We start from the raw sequence: 15104 nt of genomic DNA, 5'->3' as shown, positions 1-15104 counted from the left end.
ATAATTAAAATAATAAAACGACTGGTCAGTCTTTATTAAGTCGTATTTTAGCTTGAAGGAGGATTTACGTGCATTCATTCCAAGACAATTTAGATAAATATGCAGCTCTAGCCATCCAATTAGGTGTCAACATCCAACAGGGACAGACATTGGTCGTCTTCGCACCTTTAATATCGGGGGAGTTCGTACGCAGATTGGTCAAGCAAGCCTATGAGGTAGGCGCAAAGCATGTTTATGTCGAGTGGTTCGACGAAGAAATTACTCGGTTAAAGTATGAACTAGCGCCCGAGGAAGCATTGCTTGAATACCCTATGTGGCGGGCAAAAGGGTATGAAGAATTAGCTGGAAATAATGCTGCATTTCTCTATGTGGTAGCAAATAACCCCGATCTGATGAATGGCATCGACCCCAAACGTATTCAAACAGCGAGTAGAACATCGAATACGGCATTGAAGGAGCTGTCTGTCGCAAGGTTAACCAACAAAGTCAGTTGGTCGATTATCGCTGTTCCCTCGCCTTCATGGGCGGATAAGGTGTTTCCTTCGCTCCCCGAAGAAGAGCGTGTTGATGCGCTATGGAATGCCATCTTCAAAGCAACTAGAGCTGACTGTGATGATCCGGTACAGGATTGGAAAGAACATTCAACTGCTCTAAACACAAGATCAAAAAGACTTAATGAACGCCAATATAAGGCGCTTCATTACCGCGGCAACGGCACAGACATTACAGTATGTCTGCCGCCTGATCATATTTGGGTTTCGGCCGGTACTATCAACAGCAATGGCATTTCCTTTATTGCAAACCTGCCGACAGAGGAAGTATTTACATCTCCTTTAAAAAATGGCGTAAACGGAACCGTGAAAAGTACCAAGCCGCTGAGTTACAACGGCAACCTCATTGAGAACTTTACTTTAACATTCAAAGAAGGGCGGATTATTGATTTTAAGGCTGAGAAGGGGGAAGAACATTTGAGAAGTCTCATTGAGATTGATGAGGGCTCTCACTATTTGGGTGAAATTGCTTTAGTGCCGCATCGCTCGCCTATCTCTAACACGAATCTTATTTTCTATAATACGCTTTACGACGAGAATGCCTCATGCCATTTTGCCATCGGTAGAGCTTTTCCTTTCTGCCTGAATGGCGGAATCGATATGAGCCAACAAGATCTTCAGAATCATGGGCTCAACGACAGTTTGACGCATGTTGATTTTATGATGGGCTCAGCAGATATGAATATTGATGGGATTTTGGAAAATGGGGAAAAAGAGCCGCTGTTTCGTAACGGTGATTGGGCGTTTTGATGTGAAAAAAGAAAGAAGGAGGTGCTGAATGTCACCTAAAGTTACGCAGGCTTATAAAGATGAAAAAAGAGCGATTATTCTTGAGGGAGCCCTGCATTGCTTTATCGAAAAAGGCTTTCAAGCTACGACCATTGATGATATCGTGCGGCATTTGGGGATGAGCAAAGGCGCAATCTACAGTTACTTTTCCAGCAAAGAAGAGATGTATATTCAAATGGCCGACGATAAAATGAATGCGATGGTGGAGAACTCCAGTGAAGATTTCAAAAATATGCCAAGCGCAGAAGATCAAATTCGCTATATGTTTGATCGATTCCGTCGACAATCACTCGACGAACTGCGCAAATGGCTAGCTTTTCATTTGGAATTTATGCTGTATGCAGCGCGCCAACCGGAATTAACGGAACGATGGAACCAATATGCAAATAAAGCATTATTGTTCATGCAGGAAATTATGGAGGGCGGCATGAAGACAGGGGAGTTCCGCTCCGACCTTGATATTGCGGTTGCCTCCCGTTTATTCTGGTCCGTTCGGGATGGCCTTGCTCTGCAATTTATGCTTAGCGGTGAGGAAACTGGCTATAAATCCATGATTAATGAGATGGAAAAAAAGGTATTCCGCTATATCCAAGGATAATTCACGATGGAGGTAGAGGCTTATGATTTTCAAAAAAATGAGCGAAATGTCGGCCGAAGACATGGTGGCGTTGTGGAATAAGGGATTCGAAGGTTATTTCTTAAATAGTACACTGAACTTGGACAAATTTCTTGCAAGATCTGTCAACGAGGGGCTCTCACTAGAGAAATCCTTAGTCGTGTGCGAAAATAGGGACCCTATTGGCTTCGTGATGAATGGGTTCCGTGTCATTGAAGGAAAGAGAGTGGCATGGAATGGAGGTACTGGCATTGCGACTGAACATAGGGGCAGAGGGATTGGAAAAAAACTGATGGAAAGAAACCTCCAGTTGTATCGTGAACAAGGTGTAGATATCGCCTTGCTGGAGGCGCTTATTCAAAATAAAGCTGCGATTAAGCTCTATCAAAGCGTCGGTTATGTTATTACTGAGCAGTTAATCAGCTTACAACAGACAGAAGCCTTGGATGCAAGTCTCCTGCAGGCAAACTCTCTAAACGAATATGTAACGAGACGAGGACGGGCTGTGGAAGTGAAAGGAATGTCATTCTACAGACATTTGTCAGCATGGCAAACACAATGGGCAAGTATGAAGGATGGGGAATGTATCATCGTCTCTGATCATGAAGATGAGGTTGTTGGTTACGCACTTTATAAGCGAATTTTCGGAGATGACGGGAACCTGTCAACCATCGCACTTTATCAATGTGAATCGATTCCGGGCCGAACAGATGCAGAAGAAATCCTCAAAGCAGCATTAAGTGAAGTATACGCACCTTTTTCGTTTACTTGTAAGCGTATAACCATGAACATAAGAGATTCCAACAAGGGACTTATTGGGCTATTTGAGCGTTTAGGATTTACTAAATTTGTGGAACAAGTACACATGATTCGTCATTTATGAGAACTTAGGGGTAAAATACTTACGTCTTACGAGCTTAAATTCGATAGATTAACGAAGAAACACTTTTCAATGAGGTGGCAAGAGTATTCTTGCCTTCTCTTTTTTTTGTTTTTTTTCACTTACATGGGAAAGTCAATGGTTTTTGCGACAGCCACTTTTTCCAGTCATGCATGGATGTATGAATACGATCTCATTTTTTTATTGAAGTTGTACTTAATTCGGTAAATCAATAATAAGTATCGTATTAGAAAACTTTGTTAGTCATTCTAACTATCAAAGGGGGTGAACAAGGTGCTTGGTCGCAATCAAACTGGAAATAGCAAGCTCGTAAAACAATTGAACAGACAGGAGATCCTGCGTAAGCTTAGGGAAAATAAGCGGGTTTCGAGAGCAGATTTGGCAAAGCTAACGGAGCTAAGTCGTCCGTGTGTTTCCGCGTTGGTCGATGAAATGATGAAGGAAGGGCTAATCCATGAAGTTGGTGTAGGTGAGTCCAAAGGCGGAAGAAAGCCGATCCTGCTCGAGTATAATTTTCAAGCATATGGCGTAGTTGGGGCCATTTTTGAGGGTAGTACGCTGTATATGTCTATCGCTGATCTAAGTGGAGATTTGTTAGTTGATTACAACTTTCGCTTGCAGCAACCAACAAATGGCGATATGGCCATTCGTTGTCTAGAATTGGGTCTGCAGACTTTGCTTAGCAAGAGTGGGTTCGAGAAATCTCGCTTACTAGGTGTTGGCTTAGGCTTACCCGGAATTACACAGCGTCGCGATGGAACCGTGAGTTATGCGCCAAGCACAGGATGGATGGGTTTACCGGTGAAACAGGAGATCGAGGAGCGATTAGGTCTACCTGTTGTGATTGATAATGACGTTAATTTGATGACTTTAGGGGAGTTTCATAAGGGTGTCGGCAACGGAGTTAAGAATCAGGTTTATATGTATGTAGGGACGGGAATCGGCGCGGGAATCATCCTAGATGGGCAATTTTATAGAGGCTCGCGTGAAGCATCTGGAGAGATCGGATATATGATGGTGGGTCAGGCAAAGAAGCTGAACCGGGGTGAATATGGCGTTTTTGAAGGGAATTACTCCGTCCCAGTCATCCAAGAAAAAGCCAGAAAAGTACTGCCTTCCCTTATGGAAGATCCGGGTGTGATTAAACAACTGATACGCCATACGGAAGATGGTCATACAGAGGCAGGTCGATTGTTAAATGACATCTACAGACATTGGGCCTACGGAATCGCGAATATGGTCAGTATACTCGATCCAGATTTGTTGATTTTAAGCGGGGAGATGATTGACATCGAGGAAAGCGGTGTTGAGAAGATCCAAGGTATGCTGACGGAATGGGTTCCGTACGTACCCCAAATCAAGCTGGCGGCTCTAGGCTACAAAGCTGGCCTTATCGGGGCGATTCACAGCGTCCTTGAAGCTTTCCCCGTAGTTAATTCCAATAAAATATACCTTTCGGGAGGTTATGTGAATGAGAACAAGTAAGGGGAAAATGTCCAGAATGCTGGTAGGCACTCTAGTCAGCATCATGATGGTTGTGATTACAGCTTGCGGAGGCTCCACACCGAGTTCTGGAAATGCTAGTCAAGCACCCACGGTGAAACCTTCTGACAAACCGGCAGTTACGGAGGCACCTAAACCCGCAGAGAAGCAAAAGCTTGTTATTTATACCGCTAGAGATAAAAGTGTTGTCGATGAAATTATTCCAAAATTCAATGCGAAGCATCCGGAAGTTGAAGTCGAGGTATTAACGATGGGAGCTCAGCAGATTCTGGAACGTGTACGGGGAGAAAAGGCCAATCCTCAAGCTGATTTCTGGTGGGGTGGTACCCAATCTGGTCTGATGACGGCGGCGAACGAAGATCTCTTGGAAAGCTTCAAGCCAAGTTTCGCAGATAGCATTCCTGCTTTGTACAAAGATGCTAAGGATCGTTGGTATGGTGAAATGCTGCTGCCCGAAGTGATCATGTACAACTCCAAAGCACTTAAGCAGGAAGACGCTCCTAAAGATTGGGATGCACTTCTTGACCCGAAATACAAAGGGAAGATTATCATTCGGGGCGTGCTTGCATCAGGAACGATGAGAACGATTTATTCCGCCATGATTTTCAAGGAAGGTGCCGCTGATCCTAAAAAAGGGTATGACTGGCTGAAGAAGCTGGATGCCAATACGAAGGAATATGCCCAAGATCCTACTAACCTTTACTTAAAATTAGCCCGTGAAGAAGGAACACTTTCGCTCTGGAACTTGCAGGACATAATGATTCAGAAGCATTTGAAAAATCAGCCGTTTGATTTTATTTACCCAGCGAGCGGGGCACCTATCCTTGTAGACGGCGTAGGTATGGTAAAAAATGCTAAGAACAAAGAAGCAGCGAAGAAGTTTTATGAGTTTCTTTTCGACTCCAAACTTCGTGTAGAGCTTGCCGATAAACTGTTCCAGATCCCTACGCGTACGGATATTAGCAAAGACTCACTTCCAGCTTGGCTGAAAGGCATTGAACTTAAGCCAATGAATATCGATTGGACAGTCATGGCTGATAAAGAGAAAGATTGGATGCAGTATTGGGATGAGAGCATTAAAGGAAAAGGCGCGAAATAAGCGAAACATCCGTTCGGGTAGAGATAGCTCCTCTACCCGACTCAAAGTAAGGGAGGTACGGTACGTGATCGAAGTCGCTCTAGAACATGTAACCAAGCAATTTGGGAAAGTATCGGGCGTTCAGGATGTACATATTCGGATTAAGCCCGGTGAATTCTTTACTTTCCTTGGTCCTAGCGGATGCGGAAAAACAACAACTTTGAGAATGATTGCCGGCTTTTATTATCCAAGCTCTGGGCGTATCGTATTTGGCAATCAAGATGTAACGACAGTGCCGCCTCACAAACGCAATACGGGAATGGTGTTTCAGAACTATGCCTTATTTCCTCATCTGACGGTATTTGAGAATGTGGCCTTTGGCTTGCAGGTTAGAAAACGGCCGAAAGAAGAACGTCTCCAAAGGGTAGAGCGTGCGTTACAGCAAGTTCACTTGCAGGGTTATGGCAATCGGCGAATTGACCAACTATCTGGTGGTCAGCAGCAGCGTGTTGCGCTTGCCAGAGCACTTGTGATTGAGCCGAATATCTTACTGCTAGATGAGCCTTTATCCAACTTAGATGCCAAACTGAGAGAAGAAACACGCTTGGAGATTAAAAGACTGCAGCTTGAATCTGGTATTACAACCATTTATGTGACGCACGATCAAGCTGAGGCCATGGCGATGTCGGATCGGATCATGGTCATGCAAGGCGGCGTTGTTCAGCAGGTTGGAAGGCCGGAGGAAATCTATAACCGACCTATTAATCGTTTTGTCGCTTCCTTTATAGGCGAGTCTAATTTATGGAATGGAACCGTGGAGCGAATAGAAGGAGATCAGGTCTATGTTAGAGTTTCACCGGATCTAGTTCTATGCGGATTGGTGAGTCATACGGCACCTAATTGTCACCTTGCAGTGGGTGCACAAACCACTCTGTCTATTCGCCCTGAGGCGGTACGCGAGGCACAAACAGAATCTTCACAATCGGAGAACACTTTCCTAGCTAAAGTTGTCATCGCAGAATTCACCGGGGTGAATGTCAATTATTTGACGGACGTATCAAATAAGCCCTTGAAAGCGATGTTCGTCAATCAGGGTCATCAAGTACGACAGCGTGACGATACACTTGCGATGCATATACCAAAGGAAAGCATTTACTTTTTAGAATAGGCGGAGGATGAGAATATGACCTTTAAGAAACCAGCATCTCATCATTCTGTGATCAAACGGCCATCCATCACTACTTCGCCTCATTTCGTATACGTACTAATTGCTCCCTTGTTTCTGATACTGCTGGGCTATGTGCTCTTTCCGCTGTATCAGACTTTTATTCAGAGCGTTCAAATGGAAGGCAACTTTACTTTGAAAAACTATGCTCGGTTCTTCAGCTTGGAGCATACCGCCAATTTGGAGGCTCTCTGGACCAGTGTATATATATCCGTTCTAAGTGTAGTGACATGCGCGATAGTCGGAGTCACCATGGCTTTTCTATTGGAACGCTATGAGTTTCCAGGCCGTAAAGCCCTTACTGTTCTTGCTATGGTGCCGATGGCGCTGCCACCGTTGGTAGGCGTACTTTCATTCACTTTTCTATATGGAGAAAGCGGTATAATTCCGCGGACGCTTAAGCTTTGGTTTGAGATGGACCACGTGCCGTTCTCGCTAAAAGGGGTATGGGGCGTTCTCATGGTTCACACCTTTACGATGTACACCTATTTCTATATGACCGCTTCCGCTGCGATCAAGGGGCTCGACCCCTCACTGGAGGAAGCAGCTGCAAGTCTTGGAGCCGGACGTCTTTATATTTGGCGGAGAATCATATTACCCATGCTCACCCCAGCTATCGTGGCTTCGTCCTTGCTTGTCTTCATGATTGCCATGGCTTCTTATACGGCACCTCTCATCTTCGGAATCGAAAGAACGATGACGATGCAAATCTATTTGTCCCGAACAAATGGAAATTTGGATATGGCAGCTACGCAGTCTACCTTATTATCCATTGTTTCGATCCTATTTCTCATCATTATGCGCTGGTATCAAGGCTTGCGAAACTACCAGAACTTGAGCAAAGGAGTTAGTGTACACCGGACAGAGGTCAAGAGTGCATGGGGAAAATATACGGCCATGTTCCTCTCCGTGATAGGTGTTGTCATTCTGCTCCTGCCCATTCTGGTATTGATTCTCATATCCTTTTCTACCGATGGTACATGGACGACACAAATACTGCCGCCAGAATATACATTTAGCCATTATGTGGAATTGTTTACTAACAGCAAAACGTGGCGTCCTATTGCTAACAGCTTCAAAATGAGCTTTGTTGCAACGGTTGGCAATGTGATCTTCGGTGTTGCTGCAGCCTATGCGATCGTTCGCCTCAAATTTAGAGGGAAGACATTGCTTGATGTGTTTATTATGCTCCCTTGGGCATTACCAGGAACGGTTGTAGGGATTAATTTAATTACTGCTTTCAGTACACCGTCTGCCTACAGTTTTGGGCAAGTTCTTGTGGGGACGTTCTGGATTTTGCCATTAGCTTACTTTGTACGTCATTTACCGCTTGTTTTCCGCTCAACGTCGGCAACGCTTATGCAGATGGATCCTTCGATCGAAGAGGCAGCGCGTAATCTGGGAGTTTCCTGGTGGTATAGCTTTCGTCGAATCGTATTTCCCTTGTCGCTTAGCGGGATCTTAGCGGGAACTTTATTGGCCTTCGTAACTGGCATCGGTGAATTCGTATCATCGATTCTCTTGTTTACATCTAGAACAGCCCCGATTTCGGTGGAAATTTTCCAAAGAATGTATGCGTTCGAATTCGGAACCGCTTGCGCCTATGGCGTTCTTCAAATCATCCTCATTATCATTGTTCTCTTTATATCTAAAAAATTGACCGGTGACAAAGCGGGTACAGCTGTGTAAAGGTTGATCATTCTGCGGGAGCTTATAGGGTTCAAGACCGCTGCTTGATGATAAAAGGTGAATAAGGAGGAGTTAAAGTGAAGAAAGGTACATGGAAGAAAGTGTTTACGAGTGTAACTAGCGTTGCCGTAGTAGGTACCTTGCTGTTTCCTAGCATGGCGCAGCCGGTCAGCGCCGACAGAGGCGTTGTTGATCTCTGGAAATCGATTAAACCTCTCACAACCATCGCGAGCGCTATGAATACGGGAGCTCACCCTGACGACGAGCATAGTGCTATGCTTGCTTATCTTTCATTAGGAAAAGGAGTCAATACATTAAGTGTCATTGCAAACCGTGGGGAAGGAGGCCAGAATGAGATCGGCAGTGAACTAGGTAATGCGTTAGGCATTATTCGCTCACGCGAACTGCAGGAAGCCTCCAAAATCACGAATGTCACGTTGGGTATGTTAAGCGAGCAAATCAATGATCCTATATTTGACTTTGGTTTCTCAAAAAGCCCCGATGAAACACTGCAAAAATGGGGAGATTCGGTGGTCTATGAAAGACTTATTCGGAAAATTCGGGAGCTGCGCCCTGATGTAGTGATTCCTTCTTTCCTTAACGAAGAATCGACACATGGTCATCATCGGGCCATTAACGTTATAACCGTTCGTGCATTCAAGGATGCAGCTAACCCCGAGGTGTTTCCAGAACACTTGAAAAACGGCTTGCAGCCTTGGCAAATTAAGAAACTGTACCTGCCTGCCAATGATAAAGATTACAACGTGGCTGTACCTGTAGGAGATTACGATGAAATTTACGGTGCTTCTTATGTCCAATTGGGAGAAGAATCCCGTTTTATGCATAAGAGCCAAGGGATGGGAAGACATGTTGATGAAGGTCCGAGCTTTAACTATTACAAATTAAATTCAGCGGTTAAATCCGAAAAGGAAAATGATTTCTTCGACGGTATTGCTTTCTCCTTCGATGATTTGGCTAAAGAGATAGAAGCGAAGGGCAAAGATAACAAAGTGATCAAAGATTTGCGAGCCCTCCATAAGGATGCGGAAGAAGTCGTTAAAGCATACCCTGTGTTCTCTGACGTGGCGCGTGAGGTACAAGAAATGAAGGCAGATGTAGAAACAGCCGTGAGCGATGTGAAAACATCGACGCTGGATGCAAGCGTCAAGACCGACTTACTATACCGCCTTCAAGTGAAGGATGCCCAACTGAATAAAGCAGGTATGGAAGCATCATCGTTGGTTGTGAAGGTAAAACCGGAAACCGGTGAACTCGTTGCAGGTCAAACGGTCAAAATGGTAGTCTCCGCTTACAGTGGCGGTAAGAACAATCTGAAGAACGTTGAGCTCGGGCTGAATGTGCCTGAGGGCTGGACAACGAAAGCAGTCGGAAACACAAAGTTTGACCAACTTAGCTATAATAAGACGGTTTCTGCCACTTTTGAGGTTCAAGTCCCTAAGAATGCAGTAGAGTTCCAGGTATATCAACCATCTGTAGTAAGTGCGGATGTCTTGTATCAGTTAAATAATGTTTCAGGAAAAATACGTGTTACCCCATCGAATCAAGTGGCTGTGCTCCCGGCTTTTGCTATGTCGTTGAGCCCTGAGGCTACGGTACTTAACACATTGAAAACCGAAGAGCCTCTTCCGGTCAAAGTTACAGTACGCAACTACTCGCCAGGCGCTACCAAAACGTCTATTTCCTTGAACGTCCCTAAGGATTGGAATGTAACACCTGCATCTCAAGAAGTAAATTTCGCTGCCAAAGGTGAAACGAAGCCGGTTACGTTCCAAGTCAAAGCGCCTGCTGGAACAGCAGTTGGCAAATATACAGTAACAGCGATAGCAACAAGCGGTGATGTTACCAGCAAGGAAAACGTACAAATTATCGATTATCCACATATCGGTAAAACCTATTTGATTCAGCCAGCAGAATTAAAGATTCAGGCCTTTGACTTGAAGGTACCTACAGGTCTCAAAGTGGGATATGTATCTAGTGGTTTCGACAATATTGATCAGTACTTAACCCAATTTGGCGTGAACGTAACGAAACTCGACGATAAAGCGATCCAGTCAGCTGACTTATCTCAATATGATACGATTGTATTGGGCATTCGGGCATATGGTTTCCGTCCAGAGTTGTTATCGAGCAATCAAAGACTTCTCTCTTATGTGGAAAATGGCGGAAATCTGGTCGTTCAATATCATAAGCCGGAAGATAAATGGAAACCTGAACTTGCCCCTTATCCGATAAAAATTGGAGAACCGTTAATTCAATGGCGTGTCACGGATGAGAATTCCAAAGTAACAATGCTGGCACCTGATCATCCGATCTTTACGACTCCTAATAAAATTACAGATGCAGATTGGAACAATTGGATTCAAGATCGTTCGGCTTACAACCCGTCTGAGTGGGGCAAAGAGTACACGCAGCTGATCTCTAACGGTGATGCAGGGGAGAAGGAATTTACCGGAACGTTCCTAAGCGCTAAATACGGTAAGGGAACTTACACCTACAGTTCGCTTGTATGGTACCGTGAAATCCCGAACCTTGTCCCTGGTTCTATTCGCCTCTTCGTGAACATGATCAGCTTAAAGCAATAGTTATAACTACAGAGGGAGGCCTGAACGGGCCTCCCAATTTATCAAACGGGGGAATCAAGCCCATGGATATAAGGGAAGTACACGGCCGTGATCTACAGACTATATTAGAAGAAGTCCGTTTTGCAGTGGTGCCGCTCGGATCCATCGAATATCACGGCCCGCATTCACCACTCGGTACGGATGTCATTCTAGCGAAAGGATTCGCTGATCGTCTTAATCCTGCTTTGAAGCCACTCATTTATCCCGTTATCCCTTATACCGCTTGTCCTGGAAAGACCCGTCATTATCCAGGAACGATCTCAGTGAGTCCGTCAGTCATTACCGATTATTTATATGAAATTGTTGACGGGATCTGTCAGTTGGGTATCCGAAATGTGCTGTTGTTAAATGCGCATGATGGGAATATGGGTGTATCCAGAACAGTAGCGGAAGCTATTACAGCAACCTATAAGGACGCTAGTGTTCTATTAGTGAACTGGTGGCAAATGGTAACAACGCAAAGTGCCGAAGAAGCTGGAATCTTTGCAGGAACAACGGGCAGAGGTCATGGAGGCCCGTATGAAATGTCGGTTGTCAAAGCATTTCGACCGGATTTGGTTCATGTTAGTGACAGTGACGTAGACCTAACAGCAAATCATTCACTTTCAAATCTACCTTATGTGTTGGTGGAAGGCAGTCCAGAAGGATGGAATGGGTACACGGGGCATGTCGGGCAGACATCCTTAGAAGCAGGGGAATGGATTATAGCAGAAGCAGTCACCAACTTACATCAATTACTTGAAAACTGGTTACAGAAACCAGTAATGAAAGACGGAGGGGAATAACTGGATGGGAAATCGTGAGTCTATTTTGGAAAGTGAAGGTAAGGTTTTTCCTGGTAAAACCTATACAGAAGCTGTTCTAGAACCTGCTTTTAATGAAGCCAAACAGCATTTATTGGATGCCATGATGGCCATTAATAAGGCTCATTTGATTATGTTGAAGGAGCAGCAGTTGATTTCACAAGATGAGGCAAGCCAGATTGCGACAGCCATTGTACATCTTGACTTGGATCATCTCCGCCACTCTAGTTATACGGGTGAATTTGAGGATTTATTCTTTCAGGTGGAAAGCCAGCTGCAGCAGCACGCAGGCGACGTTGCGGGAAATTTGCATCTAGCGAAGAGCCGTAACGATATGGGTGTCACTATTTACCGGATGGTACTTAGGGAGAAGCTTCTGGTTACGATGCAATCCGGTTTACAGTTACGTAAGCAGCTTCTGCAATTCGCAGAGGAGCATATTCATACGTTGATGATTGGCTACACACATACGCAGCAGGCGCAGCCAACCACCATGGCTCACTACATCATGGCTGTTGTTGACTCGCTTACGAGAGACATCCGCCGGATGACGGCCGCTTACCATAATTGCAACCGCAGCAGTATGGGAGCAGCTGCCCTCACAACGTCAGGCTTTCCAATTGATCGGAACCGAATGAAAGAGCTTCTAGCCTTCGATGAGCTTGTAGAGAATTCCTATGATGCGATTGGCGGAGCGGATTATTTGGGAGAGGTTGCTACTTCCATTAAACTTGCAGCGATCAACCTGGGTCGAGTCGTTCAGGATTTGTTGCTCTGGTGTACACAGGAGTTCGCCGCTATAAAGGTAGCCAGTCCGTATGTTCAAATCAGTTCTATTATGCCGCAAAAGCGAAATCCTGTTTCGCTAGAACACATGCGCGCCCTTCTTTCTAGCTGTGTAGGCAATGCGGATTCCGTGCTTGCAATGATGCATAATACACCTTTCGGCGATATAGTTGATACTGAAGACGATATGCAGCCTTACGCATGGAAATCTCTTGAACTCATGGACAAGATCTATCGACTACTAAGCGTCGTAGTGGGGACTATGGATGTTAATAAAGAAGTACTTCGTAAAAGGACTGAAAGCAGCTTCGCTACCGTTACCGAACTGGCGGATACCTTGGTTAGAACGGACAAACTCTCCTTCCGAACTTCCCACCATATCGTTAGCTCAGTAGTGAAGAGAGCGATGGTGGAAGGATTAGCTGCGAATGAAATTACGTGGGAACTAGTTAATGAAGCAGCTAGTGAGATCATCGGTCGTCAGTTGACTATGGATAGAGACACATTGGCACAAGCCTTAGACCCTGAGAACTTTGTTCAAATACGCTCCTTGCCTGGAGGACCAAGCCCCCAAGAGATGATTAGAATGATTCAGATACGTTATCATGAACAACTAGCTCTAGATCAATGGTTAATAGAGTCGGATCATAAGAGCCGAACTGCGCTGCAGATTTTGGATGAAGTCATGAGGGAGTGGGGGAACCCATAATGTCTGTTAAAAAGATTCCATTCCTTGCAGTGGACGGAGGAGGAACGAAAAGCCTGTGCTACTTCTTCGATGAGGATGGACACATTCGAGGACAGGGCAGATCAGGATCTTGTAATTATCAGGGGGTCGGTAAAGAAGCAGCCGTGAGGGAGCTTATCCATGCGATTCGCAATGCTTTGGAGGACGGTAAATTAGTAGGGAATGGGGAGGTTGGCGAAACAGAATTAGAAACCGATTGTGCCGCGTTAGGGATAGCCGGTTTGGATACCGAATATGACCGGAGGATTATCCTAGCGTTGGTCGAAGAGGCGCTGCAGCATTTGCGTATACGTGCCAAACGTTTAATTATTGAAAATGACGGCTTCGCAGCATTACTGGGGGCAACCAATGGTCAGCCAGGTATTCTTCTGATTGCTGGAACGGGATCCATCGTTTATGGCGTTAATGATCAAGGCGAGGTTGCCCGAGCAGGGGGGTGGGGACACCGCGTTGGAGATGAGGGAAGCGGGTATTGGATCGGTAAACAAGCGATCATTCATATTTTGAAAACAGTGGATGGACGGGTGGCCCCCAACAAGTTGGCTGAGTATATTCTTCCTTATTTGGATTTGAAAGATCCAGAAGATTTGTTTAATTGGACATACAACTCAAGCTATTCTGTGGAAAAAGTAGCTGAATTGTCCAGTCTCGTCTCAAAAGCTCATTCGCAGGGCGATCAAGTGGCTAAGTCTATTATGATCCAAGCAGCCGAACAATTATTTACTTGTGCTAAGGCCGTCATTGAGCGAATAAATTTATATAGACAACCTTTCCAAATCATTTTGCAAGGCGGCGTACTTCAAAACAATGCGTTTGTAAGGGAGTATGTAACGAGCCGATTCAACGCCTTTGTACCATCCGGACAAATCGAAAACAAGAATAAGGAGCCCATATACGGAATGATGGCTCTTGCTCTAGATCACTATCAGAAATTTCATGAGGGATGATTACTCCAATGGAGGGATCCTATGAAAAAAAGACTGTTGTTCGTGTTTGCCCATCCTGATGATGAGTCCTTCGCTTGCGCCGGCACCATGGCCAAATATAAGAAAGCCGGTCACGACATCAATTTGATTTGTGCAACCTCTGGATGCGGGGGTAAGTCTGGCGAGTATTTGGTAACCTGTAAGAAGGAACTCGCCACACTCCGGGAGCGGGAATTGTCACAGGCTTGTAACGTTATAGGCGTAACTAACTTGTATTTGCTTCATTACGCGGATGGAAGTTTAATTAACCAGGATATCAACGAATTGGCCGCAAAAATTGAATCTCTTATTATGCAGCTGCTGCCACATGTCGTCGTTACGTTTCCTCCAAACGGAGTTACTGGACATAGAGATCATATAGCCATTTCCCGAGCTACAGAACAAGCGGTTCTTCAATCAGAGGAGAAATTGACGCCCTCTCATTATTGCACCTTGTTTTTCGCATCGATTCCTCACTATTATGATTATTGCGCAGATTCAGCACCAACCGGTGCAGTCCCCATAACTGGTAAGGTGAACATTGTGAATCATCGTGAAACAAAAGGGCGTGCGTTACACGCTCATCGAAGTCAAGTTTATTCGGTAAACCGAGCCTATCCAGGTGTTATGCAAGGAGATTATGGGGTTATCGGACAATATGAATACTACACGAAGGTACGGGCAGACGGACTGTTTGAAGACATTCAGGAAAGCACGGAAGGAATTCCAGAGATAGAACTTTGTTAACTAATGAGCAGATGACGCCAAAAGTGGAGCGAGGTTGGCTTATTCGAAAGTTTGTAAAATT

Annotated in this window: 12 protein-coding genes; all 12 read left to right on the top strand. The window is 45.0% G+C overall.

Annotated elements, in window-relative coordinates:
* Positions 1-68: 68 nt before the first annotated feature.
* The 12 genes from ACBP55_RS20915 to ACBP55_RS20860 all read left to right on the top strand — a co-directional run bounded on the left by ACBP55_RS20915 (position 69) and on the right by ACBP55_RS20860 (position 15043).
* Complete coding sequence (locus tag ACBP55_RS20915) at positions 69-1301, top strand: aminopeptidase (RefSeq protein ID WP_464644680.1); 1233 nt, start codon at positions 69-71, stop codon at positions 1299-1301.
* A 28-nt stretch (positions 1302-1329) separates the two neighbouring features.
* Positions 1330-1938: a TetR/AcrR family transcriptional regulator gene (locus tag ACBP55_RS20910; protein ID WP_464644679.1), complete on the top strand. Its 609-nt coding sequence runs from the start codon at positions 1330-1332 to the stop codon at positions 1936-1938.
* A gap of 22 nt (positions 1939-1960) precedes the next feature.
* The gene (locus tag ACBP55_RS20905) at positions 1961-2839 is read left to right on the top strand and encodes a GNAT family N-acetyltransferase (protein WP_464644678.1); all 879 of its coding nucleotides are present in this window, start codon (positions 1961-1963) and stop codon (positions 2837-2839) included.
* A gap of 291 nt (positions 2840-3130) precedes the next feature.
* Positions 3131-4342: an ROK family transcriptional regulator gene (locus ACBP55_RS20900; protein WP_464644677.1), complete on the top strand. Its 1212-nt coding sequence runs from the start codon at positions 3131-3133 to the stop codon at positions 4340-4342.
* Positions 4329-5459, top strand: a complete 1131-nt coding sequence (locus ACBP55_RS20895) for an extracellular solute-binding protein (RefSeq protein WP_464644676.1) — start codon at positions 4329-4331, stop codon at positions 5457-5459. Before ACBP55_RS20900 ends, ACBP55_RS20895 begins: the two co-directional genes overlap by 14 nt.
* Positions 5460-5523: 64 nt before the next feature.
* Positions 5524-6606: an ABC transporter ATP-binding protein gene (locus tag ACBP55_RS20890; RefSeq protein ID WP_464644675.1), complete on the top strand. Its 1083-nt coding sequence runs from the start codon at positions 5524-5526 to the stop codon at positions 6604-6606.
* Positions 6607-6621: 15 nt separating this feature from the next.
* Entirely contained in the window at positions 6622-8352 is a 1731-nt protein-coding gene (locus ACBP55_RS20885) for an ABC transporter permease (RefSeq protein ID WP_464644674.1), read from the top strand.
* 77 nt (positions 8353-8429) lie between these two features.
* Entirely contained in the window at positions 8430-10955 is a 2526-nt protein-coding gene (locus ACBP55_RS20880; RefSeq protein ID WP_464644673.1) for an NEW3 domain-containing protein, read from the top strand.
* Between the two features lie 62 nt (positions 10956-11017).
* Positions 11018-11779, top strand: a complete 762-nt coding sequence (locus tag ACBP55_RS20875) for a creatininase family protein (RefSeq protein WP_464644671.1) — start codon at positions 11018-11020, stop codon at positions 11777-11779.
* A 4-nt stretch (positions 11780-11783) separates the two neighbouring features.
* A complete protein-coding gene (argH, locus tag ACBP55_RS20870; RefSeq protein WP_464644669.1) occupies positions 11784-13292 on the top strand; it encodes an argininosuccinate lyase in 1509 nt (502 codons plus the stop codon).
* Entirely contained in the window at positions 13292-14278 is a 987-nt protein-coding gene (locus tag ACBP55_RS20865) for an N-acetylglucosamine kinase (RefSeq protein ID WP_464644668.1), read from the top strand. The genes argH and ACBP55_RS20865 overlap by 1 nt, the downstream gene beginning before the upstream one ends.
* Positions 14279-14299: 21 nt before the next feature.
* Positions 14300-15043 (top strand): PIG-L deacetylase family protein, encoded by a 744-nt coding sequence (locus tag ACBP55_RS20860; protein ID WP_464644666.1) that lies wholly within the window; start codon positions 14300-14302, stop codon positions 15041-15043.
* Positions 15044-15104: the final 61 nt, after the last annotated feature.

It is taken from the genome of Paenibacillus sp. WG02 (genome assembly GCF_055396115.1).
The sequence above is the reverse complement of the archived record's forward strand: the minus strand, read 5'-3'. Positions and strand labels throughout refer to the sequence as shown.

What these genes read in the sequence shown, in the direction of transcription:
- ACBP55_RS20910 (WP_464644679.1), top strand. Translation starts at nt 1,330, where the DNA reads ATGTCACCTAAAGTTACGCAGGCTTATAAAGATGAAAAAAGAGCGATT.
- ACBP55_RS20905 (WP_464644678.1), top strand. Translation starts at nt 1,961, where the DNA reads ATGATTTTCAAAAAAATGAGCGAAATGTCGGCCGAAGACATGGTGGCG.
- ACBP55_RS20895 (WP_464644676.1), top strand. Translation starts at nt 4,329, where the DNA reads ATGAGAACAAGTAAGGGGAAAATGTCCAGAATGCTGGTAGGCACTCTA.
- ACBP55_RS20885 (WP_464644674.1), top strand. Translation starts at nt 6,622, where the DNA reads ATGACCTTTAAGAAACCAGCATCTCATCATTCTGTGATCAAACGGCCA.
- ACBP55_RS20875 (WP_464644671.1), top strand. Translation starts at nt 11,018, where the DNA reads ATGGATATAAGGGAAGTACACGGCCGTGATCTACAGACTATATTAGAA.
- argH (WP_464644669.1), top strand. Translation starts at nt 11,784, where the DNA reads ATGGGAAATCGTGAGTCTATTTTGGAAAGTGAAGGTAAGGTTTTTCCT.
- ACBP55_RS20865 (WP_464644668.1), top strand. Translation starts at nt 13,292, where the DNA reads ATGTCTGTTAAAAAGATTCCATTCCTTGCAGTGGACGGAGGAGGAACG.
- ACBP55_RS20860 (WP_464644666.1), top strand. Translation starts at nt 14,300, where the DNA reads ATGAAAAAAAGACTGTTGTTCGTGTTTGCCCATCCTGATGATGAGTCC.